The 18603-nt window shown below is 41.5% G+C and carries 15 protein-coding genes; 11 read left to right on the top strand and 4 right to left on the bottom strand.

Annotated features, from left to right (window positions below):
- Positions 1 to 166 precede the first annotated feature (166 nt).
- Entirely contained in the window at positions 167 to 1684 is a 1518-nt protein-coding gene (locus tag HUK62_RS08140) for an acetyl-CoA C-acetyltransferase (protein WP_078388861.1), read from the bottom strand.
- A 241-nt stretch (positions 1685 to 1925) separates the two neighbouring features.
- Between HUK62_RS08140 and HUK62_RS08145 the strand changes: the two genes are divergently transcribed.
- The 5 genes from HUK62_RS08145 (at position 1926) to dnaX (ending at position 8516) form a co-directional block, all read left to right on the top strand.
- The gene (locus HUK62_RS08145; RefSeq protein WP_176537583.1) at positions 1926 to 3317 is read left to right on the top strand and encodes a 3-oxoacyl-ACP reductase; all 1392 of its coding nucleotides are present in this window, start codon (positions 1926 to 1928) and stop codon (positions 3315 to 3317) included.
- Positions 3318 to 3468: 151 nt separating this feature from the next.
- A complete protein-coding gene (locus tag HUK62_RS08150; RefSeq protein ID WP_176537584.1) occupies positions 3469 to 4323 on the top strand; it encodes a MaoC/PaaZ C-terminal domain-containing protein in 855 nt (284 codons plus the stop codon).
- A gap of 67 nt (positions 4324 to 4390) precedes the next feature.
- Positions 4391 to 5641, top strand: a complete 1251-nt coding sequence (locus HUK62_RS08155) for a serine hydrolase domain-containing protein (protein WP_176537585.1) — start codon at positions 4391 to 4393, stop codon at positions 5639 to 5641.
- Between the two features lie 71 nt (positions 5642 to 5712).
- Entirely contained in the window at positions 5713 to 6168 is a 456-nt protein-coding gene (locus HUK62_RS08160; RefSeq protein WP_176537586.1) for a copper resistance protein NlpE N-terminal domain-containing protein, read from the top strand.
- Positions 6169 to 6428: 260 nt separating this feature from the next.
- Positions 6429 to 8516 carry a DNA polymerase III subunit gamma/tau gene (gene dnaX / locus HUK62_RS08165; RefSeq protein WP_176537587.1) on the top strand — a complete coding sequence of 696 codons (2088 nt, stop codon included), beginning with the start codon at positions 6429 to 6431 and terminating at the stop codon, positions 8514 to 8516.
- Here the strand turns inward: dnaX and HUK62_RS08170 are convergent.
- Entirely contained in the window at positions 8509 to 8952 is a 444-nt protein-coding gene (locus HUK62_RS08170) for a thioesterase family protein (RefSeq protein WP_176537588.1), read from the bottom strand. The two genes, dnaX and HUK62_RS08170, sit on opposite strands and share 8 nt — an antisense overlap.
- A 51-nt stretch (positions 8953 to 9003) precedes the next feature.
- Positions 9004 to 10164: an iron-containing alcohol dehydrogenase gene (locus HUK62_RS08175; RefSeq protein WP_176537589.1), complete on the bottom strand. Its 1161-nt coding sequence runs from the start codon at positions 10162 to 10164 to the stop codon at positions 9004 to 9006.
- 114 nt (positions 10165 to 10278) lie between these two features.
- On the opposite strand from HUK62_RS08175, the gene HUK62_RS08180 reads away from it, so the two are divergent.
- Genes HUK62_RS08180 through HUK62_RS08195 form a run of 4 tightly spaced genes read left to right on the top strand, consistent with a single transcriptional unit; the run spans position 10279 to position 13987 of the window.
- Positions 10279 to 10788 (top strand): low molecular weight protein-tyrosine-phosphatase, encoded by a 510-nt coding sequence (locus HUK62_RS08180; protein ID WP_176537590.1) that lies wholly within the window; start codon positions 10279 to 10281, stop codon positions 10786 to 10788.
- A gap of 13 nt (positions 10789 to 10801) precedes the next feature.
- Positions 10802 to 11839 (top strand): UDP-N-acetylmuramate dehydrogenase, encoded by a 1038-nt coding sequence (murB, locus tag HUK62_RS08185; protein WP_176537591.1) that lies wholly within the window; start codon positions 10802 to 10804, stop codon positions 11837 to 11839.
- A gap of 4 nt (positions 11840 to 11843) precedes the next feature.
- Positions 11844 to 12956: a YdcF family protein gene (locus HUK62_RS08190; protein WP_176537592.1), complete on the top strand. Its 1113-nt coding sequence runs from the start codon at positions 11844 to 11846 to the stop codon at positions 12954 to 12956.
- Entirely contained in the window at positions 12956 to 13987 is a 1032-nt protein-coding gene (locus HUK62_RS08195) for an alpha/beta hydrolase (protein WP_004696940.1), read from the top strand. The genes HUK62_RS08190 and HUK62_RS08195 overlap by 1 nt, the downstream gene beginning before the upstream one ends.
- A gap of 59 nt (positions 13988 to 14046) precedes the next feature.
- Here the strand turns inward: HUK62_RS08195 and HUK62_RS08200 are convergent, their stop codons facing one another.
- On the bottom strand, positions 14047 to 15717 hold the full coding sequence (locus tag HUK62_RS08200) for an FMN-binding glutamate synthase family protein (protein ID WP_176537593.1): 1671 nt from the start codon (positions 15715 to 15717) through the stop codon (positions 14047 to 14049).
- 298 nt (positions 15718 to 16015) lie between these two features.
- Here HUK62_RS08200 and HUK62_RS08205 point away from each other — a divergent pair, with 298 nt between their 5' ends.
- Together HUK62_RS08205 and HUK62_RS08210 are read left to right on the top strand one after the other, a co-directional pair.
- Positions 16016 to 16702: a response regulator transcription factor gene (locus HUK62_RS08205; protein ID WP_125281639.1), complete on the top strand. Its 687-nt coding sequence runs from the start codon at positions 16016 to 16018 to the stop codon at positions 16700 to 16702.
- Entirely contained in the window at positions 16699 to 18597 is a 1899-nt protein-coding gene (locus HUK62_RS08210) for a 7TM diverse intracellular signaling domain-containing protein (protein ID WP_176537594.1), read from the top strand. Before HUK62_RS08205 ends, HUK62_RS08210 begins: the two co-directional genes overlap by 4 nt.
- Positions 18598 to 18603 lie beyond the last annotated feature (6 nt).

The following is an 18603-nucleotide window of genomic DNA, read 5'->3' on the forward strand; positions in this document are numbered from 1 at the left end:
AAAATAATAATAGGGAATCGATGTATTGAGATAAGCCAATAATGGGGATGAATTCCGCATAGTTTTGTATTTGGTTATTTTATGATTTTATTTATAGATTGAACTGATCATTTTGACCAGTAAAAAAGCACCTCAAAAGAGGTGCTTTTTAACGATGAAGGCGAGATTATTTTTCAATAATCGCTGTTACACCTTGGCCGCCAGCAGCACAAATTGAAACCAGTACGCGACCTGAACCTTTTTGGTTAATCAATTTCGCAGCAGTAGCAATGATACGGCCACCCGTTGCAGCAAATGGGTGACCTGCTGCAAGTGAAGAACCTTTTACGTTGAGTTTAGTGCGGTCAATTGAACCGAGTGGAGCATCTAAACCTAAACGGTCTTTACAGAATTTTGGATCTTCCCAAGCTTTCAACGTTGAAAGAACTTGTGATGCAAATGCTTCATGAATTTCGTAGTAGTCGAAGTCTTGAAGTTTAATGCCAGCACGCTCAAGCATACGTGGAACTGCATAAGCAGGTGCCATCAATAAGCCTTCTTTTTTCTCAACGAAATCAACTGCAGCTGTTTCTTGGAAGGTTAAGTAAGCAAGTACTTCGTGACCGTTTGCTTTCGCCCATTCTTCAGATGCTAAAAGCACACAAGACGCACCATCCGTAAGGGGTGTTGAGTTACCCGCGGTCATGGTACGCGCATCGCCTTTACCAAAAGCCGGTTTGAGCTTAGCAAGTTTTTCAACAGTAGAGTCAGCACGTAAGTTGTTGTCACGCTCTAAACCTAAGAATGGTGTGATGAGGTCATCGAAGAAACCTTCTTCGTAAGCCGCAGCCATTTTTTGGTGTGAAGATGCAGCAAGTTCGTCTTGTGCTTCACGTGCAATACCCCATTCAAGTGCAGTAATCGCTTGGTGATCACCCATAGAAAGACCTGTACGTGGCTCACCATTTTTCGGTGCATCCATTAAGTCTTTTAGGTTGATTTTAGTTAAAGCTTTTAAACGGTCTTTACCCGTTTTTGCAATGTTGAGTTCAAGCAATGCTTTACGTAAACCATCACCAAATGCAATTGGTGCATCAGAAGTCGTGTCTACACCACCAGCCACACCCACTTCAATTTGGCCTAGTGCGATTTTGTTGGCAACTAAGAAAGCTGCTTGTAAGCCAGTGCCACATGCTTGCTGAATATCGTAAGCAGGTGTTTCTGGTGCAAGTGCAGTGTTTAGTACACATTCACGGGTCATGTTAAAGTCACGGCTGTGCTTAAGAACAGCACCAGCAACCACTTCACCAAGGCGTTGACCTTGAAGGTTAAAACGTTCAACAAGACCGTTTAGCGCTGCTGTGAACATATCTGTATTCGAAGCGGTGAAATATGCGCCATTTGAGCGAGCGAAAGGAATACGGTTACCACCGATAATAGCCACGCGGCGAACAGTGTTTTGACTCATGGTTTGATCCTGTTGAACAGCAGTTTGAGTTTTTGGTTTTGAAGCATTTGTAGAAGAAGCGGGACTTTTACTACGAGTTGACGCAGCACGGGTGCGAGTCGGCTTAGTCGTGTTATTTACTGATTGGGTTGTTGTGCCAGTACTTTTAGTTCTACGCGGTGTACTTTTTGATGTATTTGACACAGTTTCCGTAGCAGAATTTTCCACTGCTGGATTTTCTTGAGTTGTTTTGCTCATAAGGCTTTTCCAAGCATGTTAATCTATTCTTAGGGTGTACATTAGCATATTATAAAAAGGGCTGAATTGACTAGAATGACATTGCAACAGGCTTTCAGGTCAAGACATATCATCTATAACTCAAGTATGATTCTATAGAAACCGATGGAACTATTGAAATATAAGACTCTAGACATCACTTTGAAGTTAAAAGGATATCTTTGAATCCATCAACAATTAATTTGTATGAGAGATAAAAAACATGACTGATCAATACCAAACTTTTGCAAAATCTCCGATTGGTAAATTTGTCATTAAAAATTTGGGTTTACCTGCACCAACTTTTTTAGACCGTTTTGAGTCAGCAACACCTGTGATTAAAGGTGCTGTTTTACTGGGTGCAGCAGCAAACAGTTCATTATCTGGTGCAATTGCGCAAGTGTTGGCAAATGTTCATGCCAATAGCTATGCAGGTAACAATGCACAGTTACAGCAAGCTGCGGCTAAAGTGGGCTTAAATTTAAGTGCATTTAATGCAGGCGACAAAGAGTCTAAATTCAAAGTTGTTATTTTTGATGCATCTGGCATTGAGTCATCAGAGCAACTTAATGAGTTATATAACTTCTTTAACCCTATCGCACGTCAAGTGGCTGCTTCTGGTCGTGTGATTGTGGTAGGTACGACACCTGAAACTGCGGGTAGCGTGAAAAAAGCGATTGCACAACGCGCGCTTGAAGGCTTTGTCAAGTCTGTCGGCAAAGAATTTAAAAAGGGGATTGCAGCACATTTGATTTATGTGGATGCAGGTGCAGAAGCAAATCTTGAGTCAACTTTACGTTTTGCAGCATCGCCACGTTCTGCTTATGTCTCTGGTCAAGTGGTTCGTGTATCTAAAGCTGATGTTGTAGATGTAGACTGGGCTAAACCACTGGCAGGTAAAACTGCTGTAGTGACAGGTGCGAGCCGTGGTATTGGTGAAGCGATTGCGCATGTCTTGGCACGTGATGGCGCGCATGTGATTTGTTTAGACGTACCACAGCAACAAGCAGATCTTGACCGTGTTGCAGGTGAGATCGGTGGTTCAACACTGGCAATTGATATTACTGCAAACGATGCTGGTGAGAAAATTAAAGCTGCGGCAGCTGCTCAAGGTGGTTTAGACATCATCGTGCATAACGCAGGTATTACTCGTGACAAAACGTTGGCAAATATGAAGCCTGAGCTTTGGGACTTGGTGATTAACATTAACTTGTCTGCAATTGAACGTGTAAATGATTATTTACTTGCGAACGAGGGTTTAAATGCCAATGGTCGTATTGTTTGTGTATCATCTATTTCAGGTATTGCAGGTAACCTAGGTCAAACTAACTATGCTGTGTCGAAAGCAGGTGTCATTGGTGTGGTTAAATTTACTGCTCCAATGTTGACGAATGGCATTACTATCAATGCGGTTGCGCCAGGTTTCATTGAAACGCAAATGACCGCTGCAATTCCATTTGCAATCCGTGAAGCGGGTCGCCGTATGAACTCGATGAGCCAAGGTGGTTTACCTGTAGATGTTGCTGAAACCATTGCTTTATTTGCAGCGACAGCATCGACTGGTTTAAACGGCAACGTGGTACGTGTTTGTGGTCAAAGCTTGTTGGGTGCTTAATTTAAAAGCTTGAATTTATCTCTCCTTTTGAGGGGGAGATAAATTCTTTATATTATAAATGGGATGGTATTTTCGCCTCATCCTAACCTTCTCCCTGAGGGGGAAGGTGCTTTCAAAAAATATTGAAATAAAAACTTCTTAAAGGTTCAGTATGAAGACTCGCCATTTTAGTCAACTTCCAAAACCATATATGGCTTATCCGAAGGTCATTCAAGGTTTGATTTTTAAAAAACCAAAAGGTGAAAAAGTCTTACCGCAGGTTGAGTATGTGGTGGATTCTTTTAACGTCGATCAAAAGCATTTGAAAGCTTATAACCAAGTGTGTGGCTTTAAAAATAATGGTTATATTCCTGCGATTTATTTGGCCGTATTATCGCAAAGCCTACAAATGCACATGATGGGGCAAGAGCCGTTTCCATTTCCTGTGCTAGGTTTGGTACATATTCGCAATCAAGTCAAACAAATGCGTAAAGTTGGTGTCAATGAAACCCTCACTTTATCATGTAAATATGGCGCGCTTGAGCCACATGATAAAGGTGTTCAATTTGATTTTATTACCACAGTGAAAATTGGCAATGAAGTGGTGGTTGAAGCCTTAACCACGTATTTAGCACGTCAAAAGACCGATGGTAAAACAGCACCAAAATTAGTTGAAGCAACGACTCCAGATTATCAGCCAAATGCAGTCTGGGAAGTCTCTGAAAACACAGGTCGTCGTTATGCAATGACCTCGGGCGACTTCAACCTCATCCACATTCATGCGGTGACAGCAAAAGCTTTTGGTTTCAAACAGGCCATTGCGCACGGCATGTGGAGTAAGGCCCGAGCGTTGGCTTCTATTACATTGCCTGATGCTTATGAAGCGGATGTTTGGTTTAAACTGCCGATGTATTTGCCGTCAACAGTCGATTTTATGACCGCGACAGAAGGTGCAAATACCGCTTTCTTCATTCGAAATAGTAAGAATCAAAAACCGCATGTGACGGGACAGGTGAAAGCACTATAATTTTAAAAAGCCCAGTTTAGATTACACTGGGCTTTTTTATGCCAGCTTAAAATACAAGGATGTGTAAATGAAAATTTTAAAACAATATTTACAAGCGAATCCGAACCATTACCAAGGCTATGTTGACCCACGTTTTCAAAGTGTTGCCCATCTGTTTAGCCGCTTACAGGATGCTCGTTCAGCATATGGTGGTGCAGCCTGTGTTTTATATTTTCAAAGTGAAAAAGTTGTCGATATCTATACGGGGTTAGCAGCGGTAGATTCTCCTTGGCAGGCCAATACCATGTCGGTGTGTTATTCGACAGGAAAAGGCGTGCTTGCAACCTTGGCGCATATTTTAGTCAGTCAAGGTGTGCTGAGCTATGACCAACCGATTGCGGATTATTGGCCTGAATTTGCCCAAAATGGTAAAGGAAAGATGACGCTAAGACATGTGCTGAGTCATCAAAGTGGATTATTTGATATCCGTAATAACATTGCCGATGCAACAGAGATGTTGGACTGGGCACATATGTTAGACGTATTTGAAAAGGCACAACCACGTTTTGCAATTGGTGAAGATGCTGCCTATCAACCTTTGTCATTTGGTTGGCTGGTCGGTGGTGCTTTGGAAAAAGCAACGGGCAAACCTTTAACTGAGCTCTTCCAAACCTATTTAGTTGAGCCACTTGAGCTAGATGGGGCTTACTTTGGTGCACCCAGTGCTGAATTAAAACGTATCGCACGACCTATTACTCGTCCTGTGCCTAGCCAATCAAATCAAAAAAGTCCAACGAAAGTGCGTAAAGTTTCATTGCTGGATAAAGCGATGCAGTGGTCAGGGCAAGATCCACAAGACTTTCAAGATGGCATGATTCCCAAAGGCATGAAAAAGGTCAGCTTTTACCATGATGATGCGATTCAGGCGATCATTCCCGCAGCAAATGGTGTATTTACAGCCAATAGTTTAGCCAAAGTGTATGCGATGCTATCTCAAAAAGGGATTTGGAAAGGTCAGCAGTTGATTCGTCCTGATGTGTTTTCTGAGTTGAGTCGAGTGCAATATAGCTATCGAGATCGCGTGATGCCGATACCTATGCATTGGCGCTTGGGATATCACCGTATATTAACTTTAGGCAAAACTGCAGAGCAGGGTTTTGGTCATATGGGCTTTAATGGTTCAGGGGCTTGGGGCGATAGTGAGCGAGGCTTGAGTTTTGCTTATATACATAACTTTGCTACAGGTTCTTTGACTGGGGATTATCGACTTTGGGCTTTGAGCCAAGAAAGTTTACGCTGCGCAGATGCGGTTTTAAAAGGCAAAAAAGGCTGGTTTTGACGGGTCTGAGATTCAGTCATCGTCTAAAATATGTTATGTTCGTCGCGGTTTAGGTTTTGAATATTTGTGACATGAAGGCTCCCATTCTTATCCCGCTGGTTGCTACAGGATTACTCTTAGGTTGTTCCGACGCCAATCAAACGCAACATGATCAGTCTAAACTTCAAGTGGCAGAACACAAGCAGATTATTCCTGCGTGGGTTGGGGGTTATCAGGGGACAACGCCGTGTATGGGGTGTTTGTCCCGTTGTGAAGACTGTCCGGGTATGGCAGTTGCACTAGAGCTGCATGAAAACATGACCTATACCCTAAAACGAGAAAGTTTGAGCGGTCATAACGAAATCGAAACTTTGACTGGACCACTTCGTTTTAATGCTCAAGATCAGCATAAGGTAGAGTTGGTGAACGTGACAACGCGAAACTTACTTTATGTCGATTTAGAAGATCGTGTTTTAGAAATACGTGAAGATCTGACTGGTAAAAAATACCAAATGCAGAGTGATTTTGTTTTGGTGAAACCAGCTTAATTTTCTAAATATCTGTATTTTAGAAATTCATTTTAATATTTACATCTTTTTACTTTTCCAAAGCTCTCACTTTATTTCAAATCTATAATCTAAATACATAAATAGCTTGAGATAGGGAGTGGGATAAAAATGGAGCTAATGGTTTTTGAATTATTGATCTAAATCAGCTTTATAGCTTAGAAATGCGAGAACGGGGTGAAGTAATTCATTCACTCTTTGGCAAAAAAACAGTATGCTTAGGCCTATAAAAAGGAGCATACATGTATCAAGTACTTGCACGGAAATATCGTCCTCGCAATTTTAATGAGCTAGTGGGTCAGAACCACGTTTCTCGAGCGCTAACCAGTGCTTTGGAGCGCGGACGTTTGCACCATGCTTATTTATTTACAGGAACGCGTGGGGTCGGAAAAACCACCATTGCCCGTATTTTGGCGAAGTGCTTGAACTGTGAAACAGGTGTGACTTCTACGCCGTGCGAAGTTTGCCCAACCTGTACCGCCGTGAATGAAGGCCGTTTTATTGACTTGATTGAGATTGATGCGGCATCACGTACTAAAGTTGAAGATACGCGAGAACTTTTAGACAATGTTCCTTATGCGCCGACACAAGGTCGTTTTAAGGTCTATTTAATCGATGAAGTACATATGCTGTCTACGCATTCTTTTAATGCTTTACTCAAAACATTGGAAGAACCACCTGAACATGTGAAATTCCTTTTTGCAACGACAGATCCGCAAAAGCTCCCAATTACTGTAATTTCGCGTTGTTTGCAATTTACACTACGCCCGTTGGCTGTAGATGAAATTACCGAGCATCTGGGGAATATTTTAAATAAAGAAAGCATCCAAGCCGAACAAGATGCAATTTGGCAAATTGCAGAGTCTGCCCAAGGCTCATTACGTGATGCGCTTTCTTTGACAGATCAGGCAATTGCTTACGGTCAGGGCGCTATCCAGCACCAAGATGTCAAAGAAATGTTGGGTTTAATCGACCGTACCATTATTTATGATCTGATCCTTGCGATACATCAAAACCAAAAACAACGGGTGAGTGAGTTGCTGATGCAATTTCGCCAGCAAGCACTGGATGTATCTTTAGTTTTGGATCAGCTGATTTCGACTTTACATGAGTTGGCGCTATTACAATATTTGCCTGAACTTAGTCTCAAATATAGTGCTGAAATTAATAAAAAAATCATGCAATTGTCTCAGCAAATTGTTGCGCAAGACTTACAACTTTATTACCAAATTGCATGTAAAGGGCGTGCTGAATTACAGCTAGCAGTCACACAAGAGCAAGGCTTTGAAATGTCAGTGCTGCGCATGTTGGCGTTCCGTCCATTACAACCGAATGAAGTGCTGGTGGCTCAGACGAATAACGCTGTAGTTGAATCTGTACATCAAGCGGTAATACCGAGTGCAGATCCAGAAACGACTTTGCATCAAGACGCAGATGTTGAAGTTGCATTTGAAGATGCTGCAATAACTCAGAATGCAGAACCTGAGTTTAAGCCTGGACTTGATGATGTCGATCTTTCAGAAAGCGCCGAAGATAATAAACCACCAGTGGACTCATCTCAGCAATCTGATCAAATCGTATTCGACCCTTCAAGCGATGAAGTGTTGTTCGATTTAGATGAAGCAGACGAATTTAATGCGCAAAGCAATGACGATGAACCAAATAGTGATGATTTCTTATTTGATGAAATTGTACCGCTAGACCTAGAAACTCAAAATGAAGCATCAGTTGAACCTGCCGCAGTAATAGCTGAACCCGCTGTGCGAGCGAAGTCGTTTGATTTAGCAAATGAAGTGCTGTCTGCTGATAGTGTACAGGACACCCAAGTTGTAGAAAATGAAAGCCTGCAAACTGTTGCCGCTATTGTAGAGCCCGTTCAACCTAAACAGGTTTCAACTGCATCAGGCGATTTAATGCCGCAAGATATTTTGCAACTTCAACCGCAGCAGTTAGTCGGTGAGTGGACGGTGGAGAAGTGGGAGTACTGGTTCAGAAGCAGCGGCTTATCGCCCGCGGTACAAGAATTGGCTCAGCAAGGTTTAATGGCTGGGCAAATTAATGCCGAGTCTGTGTTTATGATTCCGCAGCGTTATGAGCAGCTCCTCACCCAATTACGTCATGTCTTGGAAGAAGCGCTTAAAGCTGAATGGCCTCAGACGCGTTTTGATGTGAAATATGCAGAAGTTGAAACGATTACCCCGTACACCATGCAGGCGCAGCGCAAGCAAAAAGCATTTCAACGTGCACATGAGTTACTGCAAAACGAAGACACTGTAAAAGGTCTTGTACAAACTTTTGATGGTGAATTACATAATATCCAACTTAAGTAATGTCATGGCTTAAGTAGTGGCGCAAAGCACTCCGCATTTCAGAGGGAATCGGGGTGCTTTTTCGTGTTTCACGGTCTACAAAGACATGAACAAAATGTCCTTGAGCTGAAGCAGTTTCTTGACCAAATTTGAAAATGGCAAGTTCGTAAGTGAGTGAAGAGTTTCCTATTCTTGAAATAGTCACACCAACATCAATAATCTCAGGATAAGACAACTCATGCAAGAAACTACATGCTGAGTCGACCACTAAACCAATAATAGGTGATTGGTGGATATCAAAATTTGCTTTTTCAATCAGTAAGGCATTTGCGGCAGTATCAAAATAACTATAGTAGGTGACGTTGTTGACATGGCCATAGAGGTCATTGTCTGACCAACGTGTTTGAATCGGTAGAAAATAATGAAATTGGTCACGTGTCTTTGCAGCTTGTCTCATCGATATCATCCTTAAAATCGTCTTATAAATAGCCTAAGCTAATTATATGGCTTAGCTGTAAATGGCTTGATAAATTTCCCGTGCCTGTTGCCACTCTAGTTCTCTTGGGTTGTTTTGTAGTAGGCGTGTTTGTAACATGGCATCGGTTGCAAGCTGATCTAGACTGTGTTCAGAAACATTCAATGCCTTGAGTTTTAAGGTTAAACCACTGCGGTCTAAATGGTTTTGCATATGATCAACGAAAAGATCAGAAAGACCATCGGTACAGCCTGTACTTTTTGGATCGAGCCAGCAGATCAGTTCCGCATAATGTTGCTTGGCTTGGGGGAGGTTAAACTTTAAAACCTCTGTCAGCACTAAGGCATTGCTATGTCCATGAGAAATGTGAAAATGCCCACCCAATGGATAAGCAAGCGCATGAACAGCACCGACAGGGGCATTGGCAAAGGCTTGTCCTGCCAACATCGAACCGACTAACATATTTTGTCGAGCTTCTAAATTTCGACCATCTTCTAGCACTAAACTGAGGTTCTGATTCAGCAGTTTTAAAGCATGTTTTGCTAACATGTCGGCATAGGGGTTTTTCTTGATTTTAGAGGTATAAGCTTCAATCGCATGTACCATCGCATCAATGCCTGTGGCAGCACTAATATGACGCGGCAGATTTTCAGTAAATGTCGCATCCAAGATCGCCACATCGGCAAAAAGAACGGGTGCTACAATTCCAGTCTTTGTCGTTTCACCTGTGGTGACAATCGAAATTGGTGTGACCTCAGAGCCTGTCCCTGCAGTGGTAGGGACTAAAATTAAGGATAGACGAGGTGCTTGGGCATTATTCATCCCATAAAGATCTGATAACTGTTGCTGCTGTGCAGGATGGCTGAGGATGGCAATAATTTTTGCAACATCCATAGAGCTGCCGCCACCAAAACCTAAAACGATATCTACCTTTTGCTCTTTGGCATAATCAACCGCATTTAAAACAATTTGTTCACTTGGATCTGCTTCAACCTCACTGTAAATATTGTAAGTCAGAGAGAGATCTTCTAATATTTCTAAGATGGGAAGGTGAAGCTGATGCTTTAACATGCCAGCATCGGTAACCAATAACAGATGCTGATAAGGACGTGCTGTTAAAATGCCTCTGAGTTGCTGAATGCTGCCTAAGCCTGAAATAATATTCGGCACAGTTTGAAATTGAAATTGGTTCATATCAGCATCCTTTTTTATATCTTATCCAACAATATTGTTTTGTACTTCTATAGGATTCATCCTCTAAATAACTTAACATAAGACACTTGAAAATAAAGCTGTTTCGAGGTGGTTATGTCATTCACAGCGCCCTATAAGGTGTTATGTGTCTGTTTAGGAAATATTTGTCGTTCTCCCACGGCAGAAGTTGTTCTCAGACATTTTTGTGATGCACATCAGCTCAACATCGAAGTCGATTCGGCGGGAACCAGTAACTACCATCCCAACAAAGCACCTGACTTACGTAGTCAAGAACATGCTTTAAAACGGGGCTATGATTTATCCAGCTTACGCGCACGACAGTTACAGACCCGTGATTTTGTCCATTTCGATTTAATTCTGGCGATGGATCATCGTAATTATGATGATATTCAAGCCTTGTATCAAACAGCGCAAACTGAATTTGGTACTCAACCTCTCCGCGCTAAAGTTGCACTGATGTCTGAACATGACGCGCAGTATCCGCAGCAAGCATTACCTGATCCTTACTATGGTGGCTTTGATGGTTTTGAACGTGTTCTTGACCAATGTGAGTCGAGCAGCCAAGCGTGGATCAGTATTTTTAAACAACAATTTGAACAGTAATTAAGGTTCGTGCATGCAAATCGAAACACAAAAACAGCTTAAACCTTTTAATACGTTAAGCTTAAATGCGATAGCCTCTCATTATGTTCAAATTCACAGTCCAGATGAGCTTGTAGAAGCATTGGATTATGCACAGCAACACGCTTTGAATGTCATGATTCTATCTGGTGGAAGTAATATGCTGCTTCCTGCACAAATTAATGCTCTGGTTGTGCATATGAACATTTTAGGCGTAGAAAACCTGTCTGAAGATGCGAATACCAAAACTATACGGGTCGGTGCGGGTCAAGTTTGGCATGACTTTGTGCTTTGGACGACAGAACACCATTTATTTGGCTTACAGAATTTGGCGTTGATTCCAGGGCTCGTGGGTGCATCTCCTGTACAAAATATTGGCGCTTATGGTGTAGAGGCCGGTGAGTTCATCGAAAGCGTGCAAGTCTATGACCGACAGTTGAAAACATTTAGCGATATTCAAGCTAAAGACTGTGCATTTAGTTATCGTCATAGTATTTTTAAAGATGATCCAAATCGCTATGTGATTACACATGTGACTTTCAAGTTATTGAAAAAAGAAGATTTGAAAATTAGCTATGGTGACTTAAAACAAGCTGTGGGTGATGAGCTCACTGCTTTTAATTTACAACAACAAGTGATTCAGATTCGTCAAAGTAAATTGCCTGATCCGAAAGAATTTCCTAACGTAGGCAGTTTTTTTAAGAACCCAATTATTAGTCAGCAAGCTTATGACCTTTTAGCCCAACAATTTGAAAAACTGCCACATTATCCGCAGGCGAATGGTGATGTTAAAATTGCAGCAGGTTGGTTGATTGATCAATCGGGCTGGAAAGGTAAGCAGCTTGGTGTGGTCGGGATGTTTGCCAAACAAGCCTTGGTTTTAGTGAATTATGCCAATGCAGATTTGAACGATGTACAGAGCACATACCGTGCAGTACAGCAGGATGTGTATAATAAATTTAAAGTTTTGTTGGAACCTGAGCCTGTGCTATTTAATTCGGCGGGTCTCATCCAATCTCATCAGGATCGTTAAAAGTATGAGTAAAACCCATAAAATGGTACGTTTAATGCAAATCACTTCGGTGCTGTTTGCATTTTTCGGCTGTTTAATGATTTTTATTTATACGCCTTTTTACTCTAAGCTGATTGTGGCGACATTAAATGCCTTTGTCCCTGTAGACGTCAATGAAGTTGCAGCACAAAGTCAAAAAATGGCGGCACTCAGTGAGCAAGAGAGCTTAGAACCAGGTTCTGATTTGTGGATTGCCCGTCAAGCGTATTTACAGTTGATGGAAGAGCAAATTAAAGAACATAATTCGCAAAACCTAACCACGATTCAGGCACGTTATAAAGCACTACAACAGTTAATTATTTCTGAACAGCGTGAAGAGCAAGAAAAAGAGCAAAAGCCTCAAATTCCTTTGGTGATTGAGACAGCAAGTTCTGAGGTTGACCCGACTGAAAATGTCAAAGAACTGCTAGAGCTGAATAGCAAAGAAAATAAAGCCCTGATGGAACATTATCTCGACTTTTTAAAAACACATAAAGTTGAGACTGTAGGGGAAGAGCCGATAGATGAACAAATCTATCAGGACATCGCACAAATACATGCACAAAATGAAGAGAGAAAAGCGGCATTAAACATGCCGAATGCCATAGTTGTTTTGGGCGGTGGATTAACTTTAGACAAAAATCGTAAAGATATTGTAGTGAATGAATATACGCGATTACGTCTTGAAACCACATTGCAGGTCGAACAACAGTTCAAGCTCCCCATTGTGCTTAGCGGTGTCGAAGCCCCGTATATGCAAAGATGGTTAAAGGCACGTGGAGTCGATGCGAAACTATTGGAAGATCGTAGTATGAATACCTGCGAAAACTCGCGCTTTAGCTCTTTGCTGTTGCAGAAAAAAGGTGGCGCACCACGAGTGATTTTAATTACAGATCAATATCATATGCCACGTACACGCCGTTTATTTGCTTTAAATGGTATCGAAACACAGCCGATAGAGGCGCCAATGCCGACCCAATTAACCCAATGGCGTCCAAGTGAACAAAATTATGATCATAGTCGCCGTGCCAATTATGAAATGCTCGCAACGATACGCGATGTACTGTTGGGTTCGAGTGACTGTAGGGAGATTCCATAATGCCTGAACTTCCTTTTTTAAATCCTTCCGTACTCAAACAACTTGAACTTCCTGTGCCGAGTCGTGAGACGACACCACAGCTTTTAATGCCTTTGAATCTAAACCAGCCGTATGAAGCATCGGTGGAGATGGTATCTTATCGTCGTTTATATGGTTTAGATGCGTTGGACTGTGATCACTGGCAAGGTTATGTTCAAATGCCTTTGTTTAAGCTGCATGTCCAAGTTTTTGCACCAAAAATTGAAAAAATCAAAGGTTCAGTCTGTCTGTTGCATGGTTATTTAGAGCATAGCGGAATTTATCAACCCATTATTAAAGAGTTGCTTGAACAAGGCTTTAGTGTACTGACCTATGATCTTCCGGGGCATGGACTCAGTGATGGGTCACCTGCGAATATCCAAAATTTTGATCACTATCAAGATGTGTTACATGCTGTTGTGCGCTATGTCAAACATGCAGAACAGCTACCGCAACCGTGGTTAGGCATAGGGCAGAGCACGGGTGGTGCAATTTTGATGCATCATTTGCTTGAATTTGCTGAGCGCCGTGAAAACCCTTATGTGCAACGTGTTTTGTTGTTGTCGCCACTCATTCGACCTGCAAAATCCGCTTGGTGGCATAACTCGGTTGGACTAGGCATTATTCGACGGATTAAACGTCAAGTGCCGCGTCATTTTAGGCGGAATAACCATAACCCTGAGTTCTTACGTTTTGTCCGTTTAAAAGATCCACTACAACCTCGCATGATGGGTATGGACTGGATTTTGGCTATGTCTAAATGGATGTTGGAAATGGAGCAGCGCCCAGCTTGCCGCATTCCTGTCTGGTTAGCCCAAGGTGCGCTGGATCAGACGGTAGACTGGCGTTATAACATTGAGTTTATTCGTGAAAAGTTCCGCTTACAAACTTTATTGATGTTGGAGGAAGGTTCGCATCAATTGATCAATGAGCGTTCGGATATTCGTGCGGCCTTAACAGGTCTAATTCCAGCCTTTTTACATGCGCAGGGTTCATCGAGTGGATATTACTAACATTCTGTGATTTCTCTTATCGAAAATAAAAAAGGAGGCTGATAGAGCCTCCTTTTTATTTAGAAATGTTCTAATTTAGACATATTCCACATACGGAAATAGAAGTTCTCTTCATCTTTATTTTCACAAGACAGCAGTTCACCATCTTTTAACCAAAAATGCAGCTGCGCATAGTTTCGAATTTCTCGGTCATTAATGCGCTGTGCTAAATGGCGTGCTTTAATTTCTGCTGGATGTTTTAAGCCCGCTGAAGCAATCATTTCCGAAAGTGCTTTTAATGTGTTGTCATGAAAATGAAGTACACGTTCGGCTTTGGTGGGCACATGTATTGCTTTCTGACGCTCTTTGTCTTGCGTTGCAACACCAACAGGGCATTGGTTGGTATGACAACTTTGCGCTTGAATGCAGCCCACCGCGAACATAAATCCTCGTGCAGAATTGACCCAATCTGCCCCAATTGCCATGGTACTGGCAATATCAAAGGCACTAACCAATTTGCCACTGGCACCAATTTTGATCTGATCACGTAAACCAGCACCGACCAGTGTGTTGTGTACAAAAAGTAAGCCTTCACGTAGTGGTACGCCCATATTGTCTATCAGCTCGATAGGTGCTGCACCAGTACCGCCTTCGGAGCCATCTACGACAATAAAATCAGGAATAATTTGAGTATGCAGCATGGCTTTGACAATGCTCATAAATTGCCAAGGCTGACCAATACACAGCTTGAAACCGACAGGTTTGCCTTCAGATAACTCACGCAGTTTTTGAATAAAATGCATCATCTGAATTGGCGTTTTGAAGGCAGAGTGACTTGAGGGGGAAACACAGTCATGATCACGACTGACACCTCGTATTTCGGCAATCTCTTCAGAAATTTTATCTTTCGGTAGGATCCCGCCATGACCGGGCTTTGCTCCCTGAGAGAGCTTGATTTCGATCATTTTGACTTGAGGTCGCTTGGCTTGAACGGCAAATTTTTCAGGGTCAAATTGACCATCTAGAGTACGGCAACCGAAATAACCACTGCCTAACTCCCAAACAATATCGCCTCCATATTCAAGATGGTACGGACTTAAACTGCCTTCGCCAGTATCATGGTAAAAACCACCCATTTGTGCTCCTTTATTTAAAGCGCGAATAGCATTGGCACTCAGACTGCCAAAACTCATGGCTGAAATATTGAAAATAGAAGCACTATAAGGTTGTGAGCATTGCGAATTGCCCACCAAAATACGGAAGGTTTTAGGGTCAGCAGGTGTACATGGGCTCAGTGAATGAGTCATGAAGCGGTAGTTGTCTGCATAGACATCGATAATGGAGCCGAAGGGTTTATCTGCATTTTGGTTTTTTGCACGTTGATAGACCAAACTGCGTTGCATACGCGAAAAAGGCAGTGCATCTTGATCGGCCTCAATAAAATATTGGCGAATTTCAGGGCGGAAATCTTCAAAAATAAAACGAAAGTGCCCCATAATCGGATAGTTCTTTAAGATCGAATGTTTATTTTGTAAAACATCATGCAAGCCAACAAGACTCAGTAAACCTGTGATTAGCCAAAGACTGTTCAGGAAAGTATCCGAAATAAAATAATTAATATAGAGGGGCGTATGGCTATTATGAAAAAAAGTAATGCTCAAAAAAATAAAAATACACAATAGCCAAATGGAGTGCCGTGAAAAAAAAGTATTGAGTAATTTATGACGTATGGATTGAGCAGGGCTAGACATATGGCTGGGCATCCTTCCTGATTGTTTAGACCTAATGTGCCAAGTCTCTGTTTCATCTACAAGTAATAAATTGTTGTTAAGCCCGTTATTATTCGCAGGAGCAATCCAATATTAAAATAATGGATAAATTTTATATAGATTGATATCTTTAAGAATTTAAAGTATATAAAATGAATATGAACAAGCGCTTATTGTTCAAAAGAAAAAATTATAAATTACTTACTTCTAGGGATAGGTTAGGCCAAGCTTTCATCGGTATAGTGTGGTTCAAGAATGATAAGAAAAAGGGGAAGCTTCAGTGAAAAATAAGGAAACTGTTTTGCCTGCACCTGTTTTAATCGTGGAAGATGAAGCCATGATTCGCTCACGTCTAGATCTAATTCTGTCAGAACTGGGCTATAGTCAAGATATGCTGATTTTTGCTAAAAATTTAGCTGAAGCCATGCAAATCATTGCCTCACAACCCATTTCTTTAGCCTTAGTCGATTTAGGGTTGCCTGATGGAAATGGCATCACTTTAATTGAAAAACTCAGAGGCATAGATGAAAGTGCATTAATTCTAGTGATTTCGGCATGGAGTACACAGCAAAGCTTATTTGCCTCGATTAAGGCTGGAGCGAATGGCTATGTATTGAAAGAACGTGATGATGCCGAAGTGCTGATGTCGATACGGAGTATTTTGCGCGGTGGTGCACCGATTGACCCCTTTATTGCTCGTGAAATATTAAATCAAATCTCAACCTCAAATACCCCCCAAACTGAGCGTGTAGAGCAGTTAGATGGTCAGGACTATGACCAACTCACTAATCGAGAAACTGAAATTCTAAACTTGGTGGCACAAGGCCTGAGTAACCGCGAAATTGCTGAGCAATTATTTGTTTCGCGCTATACCGTTGAAAGCCATATTAAGCATATTTACCGCAAGCTTTCTGTTTCAAAAAGAACCAAAGCTGTCAGCACTGCGCGTTCTTTAGGTATTTTATGAGAAATGGCTGGCTGAGCATTTTTGTCACACTGTGTTTGTGTGTGCTTAGTTTTGCCAGTTATGCGCAAACCAACTTTGCTGTTAGTCCAACTTGTAAAGTGAATGTCGATAAAATTTCTGCGGTGAAAACTAGTTCTGTCGATGTTGTTCCGAAGACTGGATGGGTAGAGGTCAAAAACCCTGACGTGTGGACAGAACGCTGGCCACATTACGATGGTGGCGTTTGGTACCATTTTAATTGGCATTGGAGTTGTAACGACAGTAATGAACTGAAGCAGCCTTTAGCATTTTCTGTGGAAGGCATGAGTAGCGCAGGCGCTGTTTTTTTTAATCGAAACCTGCTTTGGAAAGATAAGCATTTAGTTGAACCCCTATCAAAAAGTTGGAATACTCCGCGTTTTTGGATCCTTCCTGTCGAAAGCTTAAAACAAAAAAACAATGACATTTGGGTCTATGTGGTTGGTAATAGTTATGAAAGTCCGGGTTTAGGTAATTTAGAATTTTCTGACATCACAACAGCATATGATAAACAACAAAAACGAATTTGGAATAAAAGGGCGCTGTTTCAAGTTAATTTAGTCATTTCCACCACCTTAGGCTTGGTGTGCTTTGTCATTTGGTTTTTTAGACGCAATGAAACGACATTTCTGTGGTTTTCTGTTAGCTGTTTGTTTTGGGTATTGTTTATTTGGAATGTCATCAACCGAGAAGTGTTTCCATATCCAAACTCCTTGTGGGTCATGAAAACTAACCTGACTTTTTTTGTTTTATACAATGTTTGCTTTTGCATTTACTTGCTGCGTTTTGTGAAGACAAAGTTTGCTGAGTTAGAGAAAACCTTATTTTTAGTTGCTGCAGTGTGTATTGTCACTATCTTGTTTATCCCGAGCTTGATGGTCAATATCGTATTTGCTGTGATTTTCCTGTTATGTATTGCATTATTTATCGCATCATTCTGCTTTGTGATTTATCGTGCTTATAAGACCAAGCGCCGTGATTATATCTTGTTGGTGGTTTGTTTAAGTGTGATTCTTATCGTCATGCTTTACGATATTTCACTACTTTTTGATGGGCATATTAATGACCATCAGCCTTTGTCGCCGTATACCTCACCGGTGATCACTTTTTTTATTGTGATTATTCTCGCAACGCGGTTAGATAAAAATATTAAAAAGATACAAAGATTTAATAGTGAACTTGAGCAACGAGTGAGCTTTGTGACCAGTAACCTGTCCTCTAGTTTATATGCTCGACACCAATTAGAGCTTGAAAATGTCCGCTTACAAGAGCGTATTCATTTAGCACATGATTTGCACGATGGTTTGGGTGCATCTTTGGTTCGTTCCATGATTTTGGTGGATCAGAGCTCCAGCACCATGTCGAATCAACAATTTTTATCCATCCTCAAATTGCTTCGAGATGATTTAAGACAAATTATTGATAGTGGTTCTTTAACCAATAACAAAACGCCAGATAATCCAGTGTTATGGATTGCTCCTGTTCGGCATCGGTTTAGTCAGATCATGGATGAGTTGGACATTGAGGCGACTTGGAGCATTCCTGAGGCATGGGAAATACAACCGACAGCACTACAATGTTTGACTTTAATTCGTGTTCTTGAAGAAAGTTTGACTAATATTATGAAGCACAGTCAAGCACGGCATATTGATGTAAAAATGTATTATCCAAGTACAACTCACTTGGTCATGATTATTCAGGATGATGGCGTAGGTTTTAATGTGGAGTGTGTGCTTAACCACGGGATGGGCATTGGTATGCGCAGTATGAAAATGCGTTTAGAAAAAATTGGTGCTGAGCTCAATATCGAATCTGAAAAAGGCTGTACCAAAATTATTGCCAGTTTAAGGTTTGGTGAGGGAGAAAGTGCTGAGTAGATTAGA

This window comes from Acinetobacter sp. NEB 394, from assembly GCF_013374795.1.
Taxonomy (GTDB): domain Bacteria; phylum Pseudomonadota; class Gammaproteobacteria; order Pseudomonadales; family Moraxellaceae; genus Acinetobacter; species Acinetobacter johnsonii.

Bases quoted from the DNA above. Each gene is read 5' to 3' on its own strand.
- HUK62_RS08210 (WP_176537594.1), top strand. From the start codon at position 16,699: ATGAGAAATGGCTGGCTGAGCATTTTTGTCACACTGTGTTTGTGTGTG.
- HUK62_RS08200 (WP_176537593.1), bottom strand. From the start codon at position 15,717: ATGTCTAGCCCTGCTCAATCCATACGTCATAAATTACTCAATACTTTT.
- HUK62_RS08145 (WP_176537583.1), top strand. From the start codon at position 1,926: ATGACTGATCAATACCAAACTTTTGCAAAATCTCCGATTGGTAAATTT.
- HUK62_RS08175 (WP_176537589.1), bottom strand. From the start codon at position 10,164: ATGAACCAATTTCAATTTCAAACTGTGCCGAATATTATTTCAGGCTTA.
- HUK62_RS08160 (WP_176537586.1), top strand. From the start codon at position 5,713: ATGAAGGCTCCCATTCTTATCCCGCTGGTTGCTACAGGATTACTCTTA.
- HUK62_RS08140 (WP_078388861.1), bottom strand. From the start codon at position 1,684: ATGAGCAAAACAACTCAAGAAAATCCAGCAGTGGAAAATTCTGCTACG.
- HUK62_RS08155 (WP_176537585.1), top strand. From the start codon at position 4,391: ATGAAAATTTTAAAACAATATTTACAAGCGAATCCGAACCATTACCAA.
- murB (WP_176537591.1), top strand. From the start codon at position 10,802: ATGCAAATCGAAACACAAAAACAGCTTAAACCTTTTAATACGTTAAGC.
- HUK62_RS08180 (WP_176537590.1), top strand. From the start codon at position 10,279: ATGTCATTCACAGCGCCCTATAAGGTGTTATGTGTCTGTTTAGGAAAT.
- HUK62_RS08190 (WP_176537592.1), top strand. From the start codon at position 11,844: ATGAGTAAAACCCATAAAATGGTACGTTTAATGCAAATCACTTCGGTG.
- HUK62_RS08150 (WP_176537584.1), top strand. From the start codon at position 3,469: ATGAAGACTCGCCATTTTAGTCAACTTCCAAAACCATATATGGCTTAT.
- dnaX (WP_176537587.1), top strand. From the start codon at position 6,429: ATGTATCAAGTACTTGCACGGAAATATCGTCCTCGCAATTTTAATGAG.
- HUK62_RS08170 (WP_176537588.1), bottom strand. From the start codon at position 8,952: ATGAGACAAGCTGCAAAGACACGTGACCAATTTCATTATTTTCTACCG.
- HUK62_RS08195 (WP_004696940.1), top strand. From the start codon at position 12,956: ATGCCTGAACTTCCTTTTTTAAATCCTTCCGTACTCAAACAACTTGAA.